Raw genomic sequence first — 14,866 nt, 5'->3', positions numbered from 1 at the left:
CCTTCACTTCAAGCGGGTTTTGCGGGCCACCGGCGGCACCACGACATGGTCGGCGTTGGCGTTCTGGCGCACCCGCTTCGGCGTGGCGCTCTTGGACAGCGAGGCCAGCGCGACGAACCACGCCTTGGGCATGTCGGTGGGCAGGCCGATGGGTATGCCGGCGAGCTTGGGCGTCTGGTGGAAGGCGTGGCCGGGGTCCTGGAAACCGGGTTCGGTGCAGCTGACGCAGGCATAGCCGCCACGGGTGCAGGAACCTTCGCCGTTCCACAGCCGGGTGTTGCAGTCGGCATGGGCCTGGGTGCCCTTGCAGCCCATGTGTTCCATCATGCAGCCGAGGTCGGACGGCTTGTCCGCGCTGGCCTTGAACTCGTAGAACTCGTTGCGGGTGCAGCCGTGGTGAACGAGCTGGTCGGCATAGAAGCGCGGCCGGCCCAGCGTGTCCAGGTCGTTCGCGCCGAGCAGCCCGGCGGCCAGCGCCGACAGGCTGTCGATGACCCAGCCCGGATGGGTCGGGCAGCCGGCCACGTTGATGACCGGCAGGCCGCCGCGCGCGATGAAGTCCGCGCCCAGCAGGCCGCTGCGGTGTTCGTCCTCGAACTGCAGGCCGCAGGCGTCGGTGGGGTTGGGGCCGGTCGCGCTGACGCCGCCCCAGGCCGCGCAACTGCCGATTGCCACGACATGTTGCGCGACACCGGCGAGCTGTCGGACCCAGTCGACCATCGCCACGTCGGTGCCGGCCAGCACGTGGAAACGGCCGCTGCCGTGCGGGCCGCGCAGCAGCGCGCCTTCGATGCACAGGGCGTCCAGCCGGACGCGTCCGGACAGGCAATCGGCCAGCAGCGCCTGCAGCTCGACGCCGCCGTCCAGCGACAGCGACGGATGCCACAGCAGCTCGATGCCGGCCTGCCGCAGCGTGGCCTGGAAGTCCGGCGTGTCGGCGCACAGCAGCGACATGCTGCAGCCGCCGCAGCCGCCCGATTGCAGCCAGAGGGTGTTGAGGCGGGTCATGGCGATGGGGCGGGCGAAGGAGAAGGCGATGACTTCAGGTCGATGTCGGCGTCGACCTCGGCGTCCACCTCGGCCTCGGCGCCGTTGCCCGGCTTGCCCGGCTTGTCCGCCAGCCCGAAACGCTGCATCTTGGCGCGCAGGCCGACCCGCGACAGCCCCAGCTCGTCGGCCACGCGGGTCTTGTTCCAGCGCTGGCGGATCAGCGCCTCGCGCAGCAGCCGGGCCTCGATCGCGTCGAGGCGTTCCTGCAGCGTGCCGCTGGCGGGCAGGGCATCGGCCAGACCGGCCTGGGACGGCCCGACCTGGCCGTGCAGCACGGCGCTCGAGAAGGCATGCGCGTCGATCCGGTCGTCGTCGCTCAGCGCGATGGCGCGGGCGATCTCGTTGCGCAGCTCGCGGATGTTGCCGGGCCACGGATAGGCCAGCAGGCAGGCCAGCGCATCGGGGCCGAAGCTCAGTCCGCTGCGGCCCAGCTCGGTGCCGACAGCGGCCAGCAGCCGCGTGGCGATCGGCACGATGTCGCCGGGCCGTTCGCGCAGCGGCGGCACCTGCAGCGTCACGCCGGCGATGCGGTAGTACAGGTCCTGGCGGAAGCGGCCGGCGCGCACCTCGTCGGCCAGTTGCCGGTGCGTGGCCGCGACCACCCGGACGTCGACCGGCACGGCGCGCGAGGCCCCGACCGGCCGCACCTCGCCTTCCTGCAGCACCCGCAGCAGCTTGACCTGGAAGGCCGGCGAGGTCTCGCCGATCTCGTCGAGGAAGACGGTGCCGCCGTGGGCGCGCTGGAACAGACCGACGTGGTCCTCGAACGCGCCGGTGAAGGCGCCGCGCTTGTGGCCGAACAGCTCGCTCTCCAGCAGCGTGTCGGCCAGCGCGGCGCAGTTCTCGACCACGAAGGGGCCGGCCGCACGCGGCGAGGCGACGTGGATCGCGCGGGCCAGCAGTTCCTTGCCGGTGCCCGACTCGCCGAGCACCAGCACCGGCAGGTCGTAGCGGGCGACCCGCGCGGCCAGATCGCACAGGCCGTCCAGCGGACTGCCCGGCGCGCGTTCGATGCGCTGGAAGTCGAACGAGGCGCGGACCTCGCGCTGGCGTTCGGCCCGGCGTGCGCGCAGCGCCGGGTTGCCGGCGCGCAGGTCGAGTTCGAGCCGGTCCAGCCCGTGGCGCAGCGTGCGGGCCTCGACCGCCTGGCGCACGGTGGCCAGCAGGTGGTCGGGCACCCAGGGCTTGAGCAGGTACTGGAAGATGCCGGCGTCGTTGATGCCGGCAATGATGTCCTCGCTGTCGGTGTAGCCCGAGATGACGATGCGCACCGTCTCGGGCCAGCGTGCACGGGCCTCCTTCAGGAAGTCGACGCCGCTCTGGCCGGGCATGCGCTGGTCGCACAGGATGACGTCGACCGGCTCGGCCTCCAGCACCCGCCGCGCCTCGGCGGCGCTGCCGGCGGTCAGCACGCGGAAGTCCTCGTCCAGCGTGCGCCGCATCGCGTCGAGCGAACGCGGTTCGTCGTCGACCAGCAGGACGCTGGGCAGCTCGTCGGGATCGGGGTACGGCGGCTTCATCGGGGGTGGGCAGGGCGACGGCGCATTCTCCGCGCCCGGCCCGCGTGGCACATCAGCAGATCCTCGGCAAGGGTTCGCCGCTGAGCCAGTCGACCATGCGCCGGCCGCCGAAGCGGGTCTGCATCTGCACGAAGTGCTGGGCGTCGACGCCGACCGTGCCGATGCGCGCGGCCTGCGCCCCCAGCGGGTGCGCGCGCAAGGCGGCCAGCGCGGCATCGGCGGCCTCGGGCGCGACGATCGCCACCAGCTTGCCCTCGTTGGCCATGTAGAGCGGATCGAGCCCCAGCAGCTCGCAGGCCGCCTCGACCTGCGGCCGGATCGGCAGGGCCGCCTCGTCCAGCGTGATGCCGGCGCGCGACTGGCGGGCGATCTCGTTGAGCGTGCTGGCCAGGCCGCCGCGGGTCGGGTCGCGCAGCGTGCGCACGGCGCCTTCGGGCACGCTGGCCAGCAAGGCGGCGACCAGGCCGTTCAGCGCGGCGCTGTCGCTCTCGATCGTGGTCTCGAAGGCCAGCGACTCGCGCAGCGACAGCACCGCCACGCCGTGGTCGCCCAGCGTGCCCGAGACCAGCACGACATCGCCCGGCCGGGCCTGAGCCCCGCCGATGCGCCGGCCCGGCGGCAGCGCGCCGATGCCGGTCGTGGCGATGAACACGCCGTCGCCCTTGCCCTGTTCGACCACCTTGGTGTCGCCGGTGACGACGGCCACGCCGGCCGCGCGGGCGGCCTCGCCCATCGAGCGCACGATCCTCACCAGGTCGGCCAGCGGCAGGCCTTCCTCCAGGATGAAGCTGGCCGACAGGTAGAGCGGCGTCGCGCCCAGCATGGCCACGTCGTTGACGGTGCCGTGCACGGCCAGCGAGCCGATGTCGCCACCGGGGAAGAACAGCGGCGAGATGACATGTCCGTCGGTGGCCATCACCAGCTCATGGCCGGCCGGCAAGGCGGGCAGGCGCGCCCCATCGTCGCCCTGGCGCAGCCAGGGGTTGTCGAAGGCGGGCGCGAAGACCTCCTCGATCAGCTGCAGGCTGGCCCGGCCACCGGCGCCGTGGTTCATGTCGATGCGGCCGTGGCGCAGGTCCAGCGGGCGGATGTAGTCGGGCTTCAAGGCCATGTGCGTGGCTCCTGGTGCGGTCTGCGTACGGTGTTCGGCGTCCGGCGTCCGGATCAGGCGGCGGCGGCTTCGACCCGGATCGGGATGTCGCGGAAGCGGCCGTAGCTGTAGTGCGCCGCGCAGGCGCCTTCGCTGGAGACCATGCACGAGCCGATCGGGTGATCGGGCGTGCAGACGTTGCCGAACAGCGTGCAGTCGGTCGGCTTCTTGACGCCGCGCAGGATCTGGCCGCAGGCGCATTGTTTGTGGTCCGGCACGGCCTGGTAGCGCAGGTCGAAGCGCCGTTCGGCATCGAAGCGGGCCAGCGCCGGGCGCAGCTTCAGGGCGCTGGCCGGCACCTCGCCGAGACCGCGCCATTCGAACGACTCGCGCAGCTCGAACACCTCGGCCACCAGCGCCTGGGCCGCCCGGTTGCCGTCGCGCGTGACGGCCCGGGCGAACTCGTTCTCGACGACGCCACGGCCATCGTTGACCTGGCGCACCAGCATCAGGATGGCCTGCATCACGTCCAGCGGCTCGAAGCCGGCGATGACGACGGGCTTGCGGTAGTCGGCCGCGAAGCCCTCGTAGGGCCGCGAGCCGATCAGGATGCTGACGTGGGCCGGGCCGACGAAGCCGTCCAGCGGGACGGCGCCGAGCGTGTCGCGGATCTCGCGCGCCTCGGCCGCATCGAGCAGGTGCGTGATCGCGGCCGGCGTCAGCACATGGCAGCCCAGCACGCTGAAGTTGTCCAGCCCTTCGGCCTGCGCGCGCCGCAGCGTCAGCGCGGTCGGCGGCGTGGTGGTCTCGAAGCCGATGGCGAAGAACACGACCTCGCGGTCCGGATGCTGGCGCGCCACGGCCAGCGCATCGGCGGGCGAATAGACCATCCGGATGTCGGCGCCACGGGCCTTGGCCTTGATCATCGACAGCCCACCCGAGGCCGGCACGCGCATCGTGTCGCCGTAGGTGCAGACGATCGCGCCGCGGTTCAGCGCCAGGTCGATGGCCTGGTCGACCCGGCCGATCGGCAGCACGCAGACGGGGCAGCCGGGGCCGTGGATCATGCGCACCTGCGGCGGCAGCAGCTCGGCGATGCCGTAGCGGGCGATGGCGTGGGTGTGGCCGCCGCAGAACTCCATGAAGCGGTAGTCGCGCGCCGGATCGGCCTCGGCCGCGATGCGCTCGGCGATGCGGCGGGCCAGCTCACCGTCGCGGAACTCGTCGACGTATTTCATGCGGGATCTCCGTGGTGATCGGCAGTCTGGGAATTCAGCCCGGCGTCCATCTCGGCAAACAGCGCCAGCGTGCGCGCCGCCTCTTCCGGGTCGATCAGGCCGATCGCATGGCCGACGTGGACGATGACGAAGTCGTCGACGCGGGCCTCGGGGACCAGCGCGACGTCGACCGTCTTGCGCACGCCACCGAGTTCGACCAGGGCCTGCTGTTCGGGCAGCAGCGCGACGACGCGCGCGGGCAGGGCTAGGCACATGCGTAGGGCTCCGGCAGGGGGAAGGGGCGTGGCCTGGCGGCGGACAGCCGCTGGCCGGCGATCCAGGCCTGGCCGAGCGCCAGGGCCGCGTCGCCGCAGCTGTGGGCGACCGGCCGCAGCACGCGCAGGCCGTGGTCCGCCAGCCGCGCGGTCAGGGCCCGCGACAGCAGGCGGTTGAAGAAGCAGCCGCCGGCCAGCACGACGGTCGTGGTGCGGGCGTCGGCAGCGGCCTGTGCGGCCGCGCGGGCCAGGCCATCGGCCAGCGCGAGGTGGAAGTGGTGCGCCAGCCGGGCCGGCTCGGCGCGGCCGTCGAACAGGTCGGCCAGCACGGGCGACAGGTCGATGCGGCCGTCGACGACGCGGGCCGGCGACAGGTCCTGCGCGAGCCGCTGATCGTCGAGCGCATGCTGACCGGCCAGCGCCTCCAGCGCCTGCGCCGCCTCGGCCTCGTCCTGCTGCTGCCAGCACAGGCCCAGCGCGGCGGCGGCGGCGTCGAACCAGCGGCCGGCGCTGGAGGTCGGCGGGCAGTTCAGGCCACGTTCGAGCATCACCTTCAGGCCATGTGCGCGTTCCAGGCCGACATGGCCGGCGTGGCGCGGCACGATCTCGTCGCCACGGCCCAGCGCGTGCAAGGCCGCGCTGGCCATGCGCCAGGGCTCGCGGGCGGCGCGGTCGCCACCGGGCAGCGCCAGATGGGCCAGGTGACCGACCCGCAGCCAGCGCCCGCCGTCGACCCGCAGCAGCTCGCCGCCCCAGGCCCCGCCGTCGGCGCCGCGGCCATAGCCGTCCAGCACGAGGCCGATGATCGGTCCGTCGACCGGTGTCCCGGCCAGCGCCTGTTCGGCCAGCACGACGCCGACATGCGCCAGGTGATGCTGCACGCCGATGGCCGGCACGCCCAGCCGATCGGCCAGGGCCTCGGCCAGCCGGGTGCTGTGGAAGTCCGGATGCAGGTCGTGCGCGACGGCGTCGAGCCGATGGCCGGCCCGTGCCAGCAGCTGTTCGAGCGAGGCCTCCAGCGCCCGGCAGGCGTGTGGCGTGCCGAGGTCGCCATGGGACGGCGACGCGGCCCATTGGCCGTCCAGCCACAGGCCGGCGGCGTTCTTCAGGTAGGCGCCAGAGGCGAGGATGCGGGCCATGTCGAGGCGCTTCAGGCGATGCCGGCGCGCAGGGCGGCCAGCTCGGCTTCGAGCACGGCGATGCGGGCCAGCAGCGCGTTGGGGCTCTCGGCGGTGGCGGCGTTCCGGTCGGGTGCGGCAGAGGGCGTCGCGCTGTCGACGTCCTCGTCAAGCAACCAGTCCAGCCAGGCGTCCAGCCCCTGCCCGGTGGTGGCCGAGACCAGCAGCACCTCGATGGCCGGATTCACCTGCCGCGCCGCCGCGATGCAGGCCGCGACGTCGAACTGCAGGTGCGGCAGCAGGTCGACCTTGTTGATGACCATCAGCGACGCGGCCGCGAACAGGTCGGGGTACTTCAGCGGCTTGTCCTCGCCTTCGGTGACCGACAGGATCGCGACCTTGGCCGCCTCGCCCAGGTCCCACAGCGCGGGGCAGACGAGGTTGCCGACGTTCTCGATGAACAGCAGCGAGCCGGCGGTGTCGTGAGGGTGGTGATGGTGGTCGTGATCGTGGTGGTGGTGGTGATGGTGGTGGTGAGCGTGATGCCCATGCACCTCATGCCGATGCAGCTGCCCGAACGCCGCTGCGACCATCGGGGCGTCGAGGTGGCAGCCCTTGCCGGTGTTGACCTGGATGGCCGGCACGCCGGTGGCACGTATGCGGTCGGCGTCGTGGGCGGTCTGCTGGTCACCTTCGATGACCGCGATGTCACGCTGCGGCGCGCGCTGGCGCAGCGCGGCGATGGTGGCGCACAGCAGCGTGGTCTTGCCCGAGCCGGGGCTGGAGACCAGGTTCAGCGCGCGCACGCCGTGGGCCGCGAAGTGGGCCCGGTTGGCGTCGGCGTGGCGCTGGTTCTCGCCCAGCACGTCGGCCTCCAGCGCGATGGTGCGGCTCGCGCTCATGCCGGGCACCGACACGCGGGCAGCGCCGGCACCGAAGTGCAGGTCGCCATTGGCCGCGACGGCGGGTTGATCGCCGCGCATCTCGCCGGCACAGCCACAGACGACGCACATGGTGGGTTCCTGTCGTGTTGGTCGATGTTGTCGTGGAAGGGATCGGCTCAATCGACCTGCAGGTCGACCAGCTTCATCTCGGTGCCGCCGGTCACGTGCAGCCGATGGCCGCCGCACTGCGGGCACGGGTCGGTGCGCTGCAACAGCGTCACCGAGGTCGAACAGTTCATGCACCAGGCCTGACCCGGCGGTTCGTCGATGTCGACAGTTGCGCCGTCCAGCAGCGTGCCCGGTGCGATCGATTCGAGCGCGAAGCGCAAGGCCCGGACCTCGACACCGGCCAGCGCCGGCACGCTCAGGCGCAGGCGCCGCACACGCTCGAACGGGTCGCGTTCCGCCGTCTGCTCGACCAGCCGCAGGATGCCGCCCGCCAGGCTCAGCTCATGCATGGTGGGCGCTCTCCACGGTGGGCATCTCGATCTCGCAGGCCATGCACGGATCGTAGGCGCAGGCCAGCAGCCGCACGCCCCCGGGCGTGTCCGGATGGTCGGCCGGCCAGGCGCCCAACGCATGGGCCAACGTGCCACGCGGGTAGAAGTTCCATTCGGTCGGCGCCAGCACCTGCCAGCCGCCCACGCGGGCGTGGTCGCCATGACCTTCCAGGCTCACGCGATGAGCCAGCAGGCCGCGCGAGGTCTCGACCCAGGCCAGCGCCTGACCGTCGCCCAGCGACACCGCACCGTGCGCCGGCCGCCAGCCGCCGGTCTCGACCGGCAAGGCCAGCCGCAGCAGCTCGATCCAGCGCGACAGCAGGCGTTCGGCCAGTCCCGCTGACGTTGTCTTCAAGGGCCGTTCCAAGCGGTTCCAGGGCCCCGTGTCCGGCACACCGCCGTCCCAGCTCGGGGCGCGGCAGAAGCCGGGCGTGTTCATGGCATCGCCCAGCGCGCGGGCTTGCGCCGGGTCGTCCAGGCGCAGGGGCGACGGGGCCGGGCCGGGCGAGAAGGGCAGCGCGAGGCCACGTTGCACCGCTTGCGCCAGCGCCGCCGCGATGCCCTCCGGACATGCTTGTGCGCTGCGATGCAAGGCCGCGAGGGCAGCGTGGATGTCGATCGTGTCGTCCGCCCGTGTCGTGTCCTGCAGCCATAGCGCGGGCGACATGCCCAGCCAGGCAGTGGTCAGCCAATCGCCCAGCGCCCGCGCATCGGCAGCGCGTGGCAACCCGGCCAGCGCCTTGGCCTGCGATGCCGCACCCCAGGCCCGTGGCCAGTCGTGGCCGATGCGGCGTGCGTGTTCGCGGGCGATGTCAGCGGCCAGGGCGTCGAGCGTGGTGGCGTCGGGGGAGGCGTCCTGACCGGTCAGGGCCAACATGACCGCGCGCCGCGCGACCTGCCGATGGGCCATTGCGCAGAGCGTGTGCAGCAGCGCGACTCGGTCGATCGCGGCTGCCGGCGTCTGGCCCCGCAACAGCCGCTCGGTGACGTCGGCACGACCGCCCACGATGCCGTCGGGCATGGGCACGCCGGGGCGCAGGCGCAACTGGCCGAAGACGTCAGGTGAACTCATCGCCTCAGGCTCCGCGCAGGCCGAACAGGAAGCCGCGACGGCTCGGTGCGGCCTGGCGCTCGGGTGCCACGGCGCGTGCGGGAACGGCCAGGCGACGCAGCTGCGCCAGCACCTCGCGTGCGGTGTCGCGGGCGGCGCTGGCGTCCGCGAAGGCCTGCATCGGCGAGAACAGCGAGCAGGTCTCGTAGCCGCCGAGCGCCTCGTCATGCGCGCCGATGAAGGCGACCTCGCCATCGCCGATCGTGCGGCTGGCGTGGCGGCCCACCGGCAGCGTGGCGACGTCGTCCTGCAGGGGCAGACGGACCAGGTTCATGCACCACGGCGTCAGCAGCACGCCAACCGCCCAGGCCGGATCGGCCGGGTCCGGCTCGAAGCCGATCACCTCGACCGGCAGCGCCGGGTGGTTCAGCGGCAGGTCGCGCATCGGCCCGGCCGCGATGGCGCGAAAGCGCGATTGCAGCAGCGACGTGCGGGCTTCGAGGGATGCGTGGACCGGGTGCATGGGCTGCTCAGGAGGCGTGGGTGTCGATCACCATGAACTGGTCGGCGGCGCCGTCGCAGGTCGGGCAACGCCAATGCAAGGGGAGGTCGCTGAACGCGGTGCCGGGCGCGATCTGCCAGACGGCATCGCCCTGGGCGGGGTCGTAGACCCACCAGCAGATCTTGCATTCGAGCCGCGCGTCGGCCGGCAGCCGGGCGGCGTCGCCCAGGTAACTGCCTTCGAAGCGTGCGGTGTCGACGGACGGGTTCACGACTGGCGCACCCAGTGCAGCACGTCGGCCAGGCGCTCGACGCTGTCGTGCAGGTCGTCGGCGGCGGCGCATGCGACCTCGGGCAGCGGGCCGACCTCGATGGTGTTGAGAATGACCTGGTCCTGCGAGTTGTAGTACACGAGCCGCCAGGTGCCGGCGGCCAGGCAGTTGGTGATGCGGCAGTTGCCGTAACCACGCGACAGGATCACGACCCGGCCGGTGCCCAGGTGATGGTCCAGCCAGCCGATGTCCTCGGGCGTGACCGGCAGCAGCGTCAGGTTGACGACGTGGGGCGGCGCGTCGGCCGGCAGGCCCGTGCGCAGCGCGCGCTGCTCGTCCAGCTCGACCCGCAGCGCCGGGGCGTTGACGACGCTGGGCGGCGCGCTGACCTCGACCGGCGCGGGGCGCAGGCCGTCGGTCCAGGCGGCCTCGCGCAGCACCTGCGGCACGGCGCCGACCTCGATGTGGTCGTAGGACTGGCCGGCCGCGTCGGTGCCGATGACCCGCCAGACGCCCGGAAAGACCGACTCCTGGATGCGCGCCACCGGTGCGCCCGGCAGGTCCGGATCGGCCAGCACCTGGGCGCTGACCTCGCCTTCACCCAGCACCTGGTTCAGCAGCGTCAGGTCGGCGGCCTGCAGGCCTTGCAGCACGACCGGTTCGACGATGGCACCCGCTGCGGCCGCGCGGGCGGCGGCCAGCACGGCATCGAGCGCGCGGATCGCGCCGTCGTGGCCGGCCAGCTCTTCCGGCTCGGGCAGGCGCGGCGGTGCCCAGGTGCTCATGCCCTGCGGCATCACGAGGTAGTCGAGCGTGCCGTCCTCGTCGTCGACCTGACTGCCGGGGCCGAAGAGCGGCAGCTCGGCCACGACCGGGATCGGGAAGGGGCGGGCATCGGGGAAGCGCGTGTTCATCGGCATTCCTGGTCAGAGGGGTGATGGTTCAGTGGCAGCCGGACGCCGCAGGCGTGCCCGACACCAGCGGGATGCCGATGCCCGGCACGCGCCGGGTCGGCTGGCTCAGCATCTGAGCCACCTGGGCGACGTAGTCGGTCCAGTCGTGCATGCCGGCGATCACGCCGACGTACTGGCCGTCGCGCAGGAACACCAGCGCCGGCCAGCGCGTGCTGGCGTAGCGGCGCGCCAGCGTGTCCTCGTCAGCTCGGCTGACGACGGCGATGGCGAAGGGCCGGGGCGCCGCGCGCTGAAGTTCGGGCAGCACGACGGCGACGTCCAGCACCTCGGGGAAACGCACCGGGTCGCCGTGGAAGAACAGCACCTGGTCGCCGGGCAAGGCCAGCAGCGTGTCCAGCGTGGCGACGCTGGCCCAGCGCGCACCGTGTTGCGTCACCAGCCGGGCGACCAGCGGGGCGCTGCCGTCGGCGGGGTCGACGGCGGGCGTGGATGCGGTGACGGGTGCATACACGGGCGCATTCACGGGTTCCAGCATGTCAGTGGTCATCGTCAGCTTTCAGTTCGGTGTCTGGCCCGTCAGCTCGGCCAGCACGCGGGGGTCGATGGCGGAGGGCAGGTGGAAGGCGTCGGCGGCATCCGGCTCGATGCCCTGCATCACCGCGTCGAGCTGGTCCAGCACGGCACCGACCTCGGCGGCCCGTTCGGCACTGATGGCTTCGCGGGCCTGGTCGAGGAAGACCAGCAGCCAGTCGCCCGGCCGTGGCGGGTCGACCAGCAGCGTGCCGACCTCGCGTGGCACGGCACGCGGGCCTTGGCCGGCGACGGTGGCGTAACCGGGGCGGGTGGCGAGCACCTGCAGGGGCAGTCCGATGCACATGGGCGGCTTTCCTTCGTGCGCGGGGTCAGCGCGACGCCTGCACCAGGAAGCGGTCGTCGCCGACGCGGCAGGCCTGCTCGGCCGGCGGGCGACCGGCCTCGTAGGCGCCCAGGGCCAAGGTCGGCACGGTCACCGCATCGTCCTGGGCCAGCGGCGCGCGGCGTTCAGCGGCGACATGGCCCCAGTCACGCAGCGTCTGCAGACCGAGTTCGAGCGCCGGCCCCATCGCCGCGCGGACGACCGGGCGCAGGCTGCCGCCGTAGTCCTCCAGCTCTTCGGGCTGGCAGCCGATCAGGCGGATGCGCTGCGGGTAGTGGCCGGTCAGCTGCGCGAGCATCAGCACCTCCTGGAAGCCGGTCTGGTGCAGGCTCATCTTCTTGGCCCCCAGGAAGCGCGGCACCTCGTCGTCGTCGACGACCTTGAGCGTGCCCGGCGGCAGGCCGTAGTCGATCGCGTCGAAGATCAGCAGGTGGCGGGCCGACTGCACATGCTGGATCAGGTAGAGCCCTTGTGTGCCACCGTCGATCAGTTGCGCCTCGGGCTGCAGGTCCCAGCGCTGCTGCAGCGCCTCGACGCAGCGCACGCCGAAGCCCTCGTCGGCCCACAGCACGTTGCCGATCCCCAGCACCGTGGTGCGGTTCGGTGCGCCGCTCATCTCTTGAAGGTCCGGAAGCCCGAGATCATCGTGCTGACGATGCTCTGGCGGCCCATGATGTCCTCGCGGATTGCTGCGTAGACATGCAGGATCACGAAGATCACCAGCGACCACATGCCCATGCGGTGCCAGGTGTGCACGTCCTGGCTCTGGCCCATCAGCGGGATCACCCAGCCGAACAGGCGGCTCTGCCACGAACCGGCCTGCGCGCCTTCGCCATACAGCGCGAAGCCGGTGCAGACCATGAACAGCGTGACGAGGAAGTAGCCCGTGAACATCGCCAGCCGCGCCATCGGGTTGTGGCCGACATACTGGTTCGGCTGCGGCACCAGGAAGGCATACCACTTGAGCATCGTCACCACCTCGCGCCAGTAGGCCCGGCTGAAGAGGGGCAGCGTGAACAGCTCGCGGGCATGGGCGTTGCCGACGATCGCCCAGTAGATCCGCCCCAGCAGACCGACCGCCAGCACGTAGCCGGCGGCGAAGTGGGCGAAGCGGATGTAGCCCATCACGAAATGGTCGCTGGCCTCGCCGGCCACGGTCGGCAGCGGCCGGCCGATGAAGTAGCCGGTGACGGCGAGCACGGTGATGGCCAGCGCGTTGACCCAGTGCCACAGGCGCACGGGGGCCTCGTAGACATAGACCGACTTGATCGACGGCGCGGCCGCGACCGCCGCGTCGTCGATGCCGGTGGCATCGGCCAGCCGGCGGGCCGGCGTGTCCAGGGTGGCGTGGTTCATGGGGCCTCCTGTGGATGGCACTCAGCGGCTCGAACGGGCCAGCAGCAGGCCGACGGCGATGGCGCCGACGGCGAGCCACAGGGTCAGCGACGGGTCGACCTGCAGCGAGCCGAACAGCTCGGCGAACAGGTCATGCACATGCCCTTGCCCGCCTTGCCCACCATGTCCGCCATGCGCCGAGGCGCCGCCCGCCAGCGTCAGGCCGATCGTGGCGGCCCAGGTCTTGTTGCGTGTCATGCGTGTCTCCTGATGGGGTTCTTCTCAGCGCACCTTGACGGTCGCCAGCTCGGCGCCGTCCGGGCTCATCACGTGGGTCGAGCAGGCCAGGCACGGGTCGAAGCTGTGCAGCGTGCGCAGGATCTCCACCGGCTGCTCGGGATTGACCATCGGCGTGTTCATCAGGCTGGCCTCGAAGGCGCCGATCTGGCCCTTGGCATCGCGCGGACTGCCGTTCCAGGTGGTCGGCACGACACACTGGTAGTTCTCGATCTTCCCGTCCTTGATGCGGATCCAGTGGCCCAGCATGCCGCGCGGCGCGGCCACGGTGCCGACGCCCTTGGCCTCTTTCGGCCAGGTGCTCGGATCCCACTTCTCGACGTTGGCGGTGGCGCGGTCACCGGCCTTGATGTTGGCGACCAGCTCGTTGAAGTCGTCGACCATCATCTCGGCGCAGTACTGGCTTTCCAGCGCCCGGGCCAGCGTGCGGCCGATGGTGGTGGGCAGCAGCTGCTGGGCGGTGTAGGTGGTCTCGGGCAGGCCCAGCGCCTTGGGGATCGCGTGGTTGATGGCCGCAGCCGACTGCTCGATCTGTTCCTTGGGCCGCTGCGCGTAGGTGTTGCCCTTCTTCGCATGGGCGTAGGCCAGGATGTAGCGCGACAGCGGGCCGACCTCGACGGCATGGCCGCGCCAGCGCGGGGCCTTGATCCACGAGTACTTGGCGCTCTCGTCGATCTGGTCGATGGCGGTGCGCGTGCCCTTGGTCTTGGCGCCCAGCTCGTAGTGCGGTTCCGTCACGCCGTCCCACGGGTGCAGGCCCTTGGTCTCGTCGGCGTACTGATACCAGCTGTGGCTGACGAACTCCTGCACCTGCTCGGGGTCGCGCGGGTCGATCGGGTGGATCTCGTCCCAGTTGCCGCCCAGGATCACGCCGCCGGGCAGCTGCTGGGTCTTCGGGTCGTAGGCAACCTTCTCGTAGGTGCCGTAGTCGGCCACGTTGGTGGCCGACAGGCCGCCGCCGTGCAGCCAGCCGGCCTGCTTGTAGATCGTGCCGATCGCGAGCACGTCGGGGATGTAGACGTTGTTGTTGAACGTCACCATCTCGTCGATGCGGGCCTTCACGAAGTTCAGCCGCTCCATGTTGATCGGCGCCCCGGCAGCCCCGTCGCCATCGAGGTTGATCGCGCAGGGCACGCCGCCGACGAGGTAGTTCGGGTGCGGGTTCTTGCCGCCGAAGATGGTGTGGACCTTGACCCATTCCTTCTGCAGGTCGAGCGCCTCCAGGTAGTGGGTCACCGCCATCAGGTTGGCCTCGGGCGGCAGCACATAGGCCTTGTTGCCCCAGTAGCCGTTCATGAAGGGGCCGAGCTGGCCGCTCTCGACGAACTTCTTCAGCCGGTTCTGGATGTCGCGGAAGTAGCCCGGCGAGGACAGCGGGTGCGACGGCGAGACCAGCTGCTGCAGCTCGCTGGTCTTCTTCGGATCGGCCTTCAGCGCCGACACCACGTCGACCCAGTCCAGCGCATGCAGGTGATAGAAGTGGACCGCGTGGTCATGCACCTGCAGCGTCTTGGCCATCATCTCGCGGATGAGGTGGGCGTTCTTCGGGATGCGGATGCCGAGCGCGTCCTCCACCGCCCGCACCGAGGTCAGCGCGTGGCAGCCGGTGCAGACGCCGCAGATGCGTTCGACGAAGGCCCAGGCGTCGCGCGGGTCGCGGCCCTTGAGGATGACCTCCAGGCCGCGCCACATCGTGCCGGTCGACACGGCGTTGCGGATGACGTTGTTGCTGTCGAGGTTGACCTCGCAGCGCATGTGGCCCTCGATGCGCGTGACCGGGTCGACGACGATGCGCCGGCCGGTGTCGTCGAGCTTGAAGCCCTGTGTCTCGTAAGCGCCCATGGCGTGGTGTCTCCTGGATGGATG

The 14,866-nt window shown here is 71.5% G+C and carries 18 protein-coding genes; all 18 read right to left on the bottom strand.

Features of this window, described 5'->3' with window-relative positions; genetic code table 11:
- Positions 1 to 3: 3 nt before the first annotated feature.
- From ACWA7K_RS09240 to ACWA7K_RS09155, 18 genes are read right to left on the bottom strand one after another with little or no spacing between them, the layout of a single operon-like run.
- Positions 4 to 1,008: an NADH-quinone oxidoreductase subunit B family protein gene (locus ACWA7K_RS09240; protein WP_456167813.1), complete on the bottom strand. Its 1,005-nt coding sequence runs from the start codon at positions 1,006 to 1,008 to the stop codon at positions 4 to 6.
- Positions 1,005 to 2,570: a sigma-54-dependent transcriptional regulator gene (locus ACWA7K_RS09235; protein ID WP_456167811.1), complete on the bottom strand. Its 1,566-nt coding sequence runs from the start codon at positions 2,568 to 2,570 to the stop codon at positions 1,005 to 1,007. The genes ACWA7K_RS09240 and ACWA7K_RS09235 overlap by 4 nt, the downstream gene beginning before the upstream one ends.
- Before the next feature lie 52 nt (positions 2,571 to 2,622).
- Positions 2,623 to 3,681, bottom strand: coding sequence for a hydrogenase expression/formation protein HypE (gene hypE, locus ACWA7K_RS09230; RefSeq protein ID WP_456167809.1), 1,059 nt, complete (start codon positions 3,679 to 3,681; stop codon positions 2,623 to 2,625).
- Between the two features lie 53 nt (positions 3,682 to 3,734).
- Positions 3,735 to 4,898 carry a hydrogenase formation protein HypD gene (gene hypD / locus ACWA7K_RS09225; RefSeq protein ID WP_456167807.1) on the bottom strand — a complete coding sequence of 388 codons (1,164 nt, stop codon included), beginning with the start codon at positions 4,896 to 4,898 and terminating at the stop codon, positions 3,735 to 3,737.
- A complete protein-coding gene (locus ACWA7K_RS09220) occupies positions 4,895 to 5,152 on the bottom strand; it encodes a HypC/HybG/HupF family hydrogenase formation chaperone (RefSeq protein WP_456167806.1) in 258 nt (85 codons plus the stop codon). The genes hypD and ACWA7K_RS09220 overlap by 4 nt, the downstream gene beginning before the upstream one ends.
- Positions 5,143 to 6,291 carry a Kae1-like domain-containing protein gene (locus ACWA7K_RS09215; protein ID WP_456167804.1) on the bottom strand — a complete coding sequence of 383 codons (1,149 nt, stop codon included), beginning with the start codon at positions 6,289 to 6,291 and terminating at the stop codon, positions 5,143 to 5,145. Before ACWA7K_RS09215 ends, ACWA7K_RS09220 begins: the two co-directional genes overlap by 10 nt.
- An 11-nt stretch (positions 6,292 to 6,302) precedes the next feature.
- The gene (gene hypB / locus ACWA7K_RS09210) at positions 6,303 to 7,283 is read right to left on the bottom strand and encodes a hydrogenase nickel incorporation protein HypB (protein ID WP_456167802.1); all 981 of its coding nucleotides are present in this window, start codon (positions 7,281 to 7,283) and stop codon (positions 6,303 to 6,305) included.
- A 47-nt stretch (positions 7,284 to 7,330) separates the two neighbouring features.
- Positions 7,331 to 7,672: a hydrogenase maturation nickel metallochaperone HypA gene (gene hypA, locus ACWA7K_RS09205; protein WP_456167800.1), complete on the bottom strand. Its 342-nt coding sequence runs from the start codon at positions 7,670 to 7,672 to the stop codon at positions 7,331 to 7,333.
- The gene (locus tag ACWA7K_RS09200; protein WP_456167798.1) at positions 7,665 to 8,786 is read right to left on the bottom strand and encodes a nickel-dependent hydrogenase large subunit; all 1,122 of its coding nucleotides are present in this window, start codon (positions 8,784 to 8,786) and stop codon (positions 7,665 to 7,667) included. The genes hypA and ACWA7K_RS09200 overlap by 8 nt, the downstream gene beginning before the upstream one ends.
- 4 nt (positions 8,787 to 8,790) lie before the next feature.
- Positions 8,791 to 9,288 carry a [NiFe]-hydrogenase assembly chaperone HybE gene (gene hybE, locus ACWA7K_RS09195; protein ID WP_456167796.1) on the bottom strand — a complete coding sequence of 166 codons (498 nt, stop codon included), beginning with the start codon at positions 9,286 to 9,288 and terminating at the stop codon, positions 8,791 to 8,793.
- 7 nt (positions 9,289 to 9,295) lie between these two features.
- Complete coding sequence (locus ACWA7K_RS09190) at positions 9,296 to 9,538, bottom strand: rubredoxin (RefSeq protein ID WP_456167794.1); 243 nt, start codon at positions 9,536 to 9,538, stop codon at positions 9,296 to 9,298.
- Positions 9,535 to 10,452 carry a hydrogenase expression/formation protein gene (locus ACWA7K_RS09185; protein ID WP_456167792.1) on the bottom strand — a complete coding sequence of 306 codons (918 nt, stop codon included), beginning with the start codon at positions 10,450 to 10,452 and terminating at the stop codon, positions 9,535 to 9,537. Before ACWA7K_RS09185 ends, ACWA7K_RS09190 begins: the two co-directional genes overlap by 4 nt.
- A gap of 28 nt (positions 10,453 to 10,480) precedes the next feature.
- Positions 10,481 to 10,999: a hydrogenase gene (locus ACWA7K_RS09180; protein ID WP_456167790.1), complete on the bottom strand. Its 519-nt coding sequence runs from the start codon at positions 10,997 to 10,999 to the stop codon at positions 10,481 to 10,483.
- Positions 11,000 to 11,008: 9 nt separating this feature from the next.
- Positions 11,009 to 11,329 carry a HypC/HybG/HupF family hydrogenase formation chaperone gene (locus tag ACWA7K_RS09175; RefSeq protein WP_456167788.1) on the bottom strand — a complete coding sequence of 107 codons (321 nt, stop codon included), beginning with the start codon at positions 11,327 to 11,329 and terminating at the stop codon, positions 11,009 to 11,011.
- 25 nt (positions 11,330 to 11,354) lie between these two features.
- Complete coding sequence (locus tag ACWA7K_RS09170) at positions 11,355 to 11,984, bottom strand: HyaD/HybD family hydrogenase maturation endopeptidase (RefSeq protein WP_456167786.1); 630 nt, start codon at positions 11,982 to 11,984, stop codon at positions 11,355 to 11,357.
- The gene (gene cybH, locus ACWA7K_RS09165) at positions 11,981 to 12,724 is read right to left on the bottom strand and encodes a Ni/Fe-hydrogenase, b-type cytochrome subunit (protein WP_456167784.1); all 744 of its coding nucleotides are present in this window, start codon (positions 12,722 to 12,724) and stop codon (positions 11,981 to 11,983) included. Before cybH ends, ACWA7K_RS09170 begins: the two co-directional genes overlap by 4 nt.
- Before the next feature lie 21 nt (positions 12,725 to 12,745).
- Complete coding sequence (locus tag ACWA7K_RS09160; RefSeq protein ID WP_456167782.1) at positions 12,746 to 12,961, bottom strand: hypothetical protein; 216 nt, start codon at positions 12,959 to 12,961, stop codon at positions 12,746 to 12,748.
- A 24-nt stretch (positions 12,962 to 12,985) separates the two neighbouring features.
- Positions 12,986 to 14,842: a nickel-dependent hydrogenase large subunit gene (locus tag ACWA7K_RS09155; RefSeq protein WP_456167780.1), complete on the bottom strand. Its 1,857-nt coding sequence runs from the start codon at positions 14,840 to 14,842 to the stop codon at positions 12,986 to 12,988.
- Between the last annotated feature and the right edge of the window lie 24 nt (positions 14,843 to 14,866).

It is taken from the genome of Leptothrix mechoopdaensis (SeqCode) (genome assembly GCF_053893855.1).
Note: the sequence above shows the minus strand (reverse complement) of the source record. Positions and strands in the feature narration are given on the sequence as shown.

What these genes read in the sequence shown, in the direction of transcription:
- ACWA7K_RS09240 (WP_456167813.1), bottom strand. Translation starts at nt 1,008, where the DNA reads ATGACCCGCCTCAACACCCTCTGGCTGCAATCGGGCGGCTGCGGCGGC.
- hypD (WP_456167807.1), bottom strand. Translation starts at nt 4,898, where the DNA reads ATGAAATACGTCGACGAGTTCCGCGACGGTGAGCTGGCCCGCCGCATC.
- ACWA7K_RS09170 (WP_456167786.1), bottom strand. Translation starts at nt 11,984, where the DNA reads ATGAGCGGCGCACCGAACCGCACCACGGTGCTGGGGATCGGCAACGTG.
- ACWA7K_RS09160 (WP_456167782.1), bottom strand. Translation starts at nt 12,961, where the DNA reads ATGACACGCAACAAGACCTGGGCCGCCACGATCGGCCTGACGCTGGCG.
- ACWA7K_RS09200 (WP_456167798.1), bottom strand. Translation starts at nt 8,786, where the DNA reads ATGAGTTCACCTGACGTCTTCGGCCAGTTGCGCCTGCGCCCCGGCGTG.
- hypE (WP_456167809.1), bottom strand. Translation starts at nt 3,681, where the DNA reads ATGGCCTTGAAGCCCGACTACATCCGCCCGCTGGACCTGCGCCACGGC.
- ACWA7K_RS09175 (WP_456167788.1), bottom strand. Translation starts at nt 11,329, where the DNA reads ATGTGCATCGGACTGCCCCTGCAGGTGCTCGCCACCCGCCCCGGTTAC.
- cybH (WP_456167784.1), bottom strand. Translation starts at nt 12,724, where the DNA reads ATGAACCACGCCACCCTGGACACGCCGGCCCGCCGGCTGGCCGATGCC.
- ACWA7K_RS09220 (WP_456167806.1), bottom strand. Translation starts at nt 5,152, where the DNA reads ATGTGCCTAGCCCTGCCCGCGCGCGTCGTCGCGCTGCTGCCCGAACAG.
- ACWA7K_RS09215 (WP_456167804.1), bottom strand. Translation starts at nt 6,291, where the DNA reads ATGGCCCGCATCCTCGCCTCTGGCGCCTACCTGAAGAACGCCGCCGGC.
- hypB (WP_456167802.1), bottom strand. Translation starts at nt 7,283, where the DNA reads ATGTGCGTCGTCTGTGGCTGTGCCGGCGAGATGCGCGGCGATCAACCC.
- ACWA7K_RS09180 (WP_456167790.1), bottom strand. Translation starts at nt 10,999, where the DNA reads ATGACCACTGACATGCTGGAACCCGTGAATGCGCCCGTGTATGCACCC.
- ACWA7K_RS09235 (WP_456167811.1), bottom strand. Translation starts at nt 2,570, where the DNA reads ATGAAGCCGCCGTACCCCGATCCCGACGAGCTGCCCAGCGTCCTGCTG.
- ACWA7K_RS09185 (WP_456167792.1), bottom strand. Translation starts at nt 10,452, where the DNA reads ATGAACACGCGCTTCCCCGATGCCCGCCCCTTCCCGATCCCGGTCGTG.
- ACWA7K_RS09155 (WP_456167780.1), bottom strand. Translation starts at nt 14,842, where the DNA reads ATGGGCGCTTACGAGACACAGGGCTTCAAGCTCGACGACACCGGCCGG.
- hypA (WP_456167800.1), bottom strand. Translation starts at nt 7,672, where the DNA reads ATGCATGAGCTGAGCCTGGCGGGCGGCATCCTGCGGCTGGTCGAGCAG.
- hybE (WP_456167796.1), bottom strand. Translation starts at nt 9,288, where the DNA reads ATGCACCCGGTCCACGCATCCCTCGAAGCCCGCACGTCGCTGCTGCAA.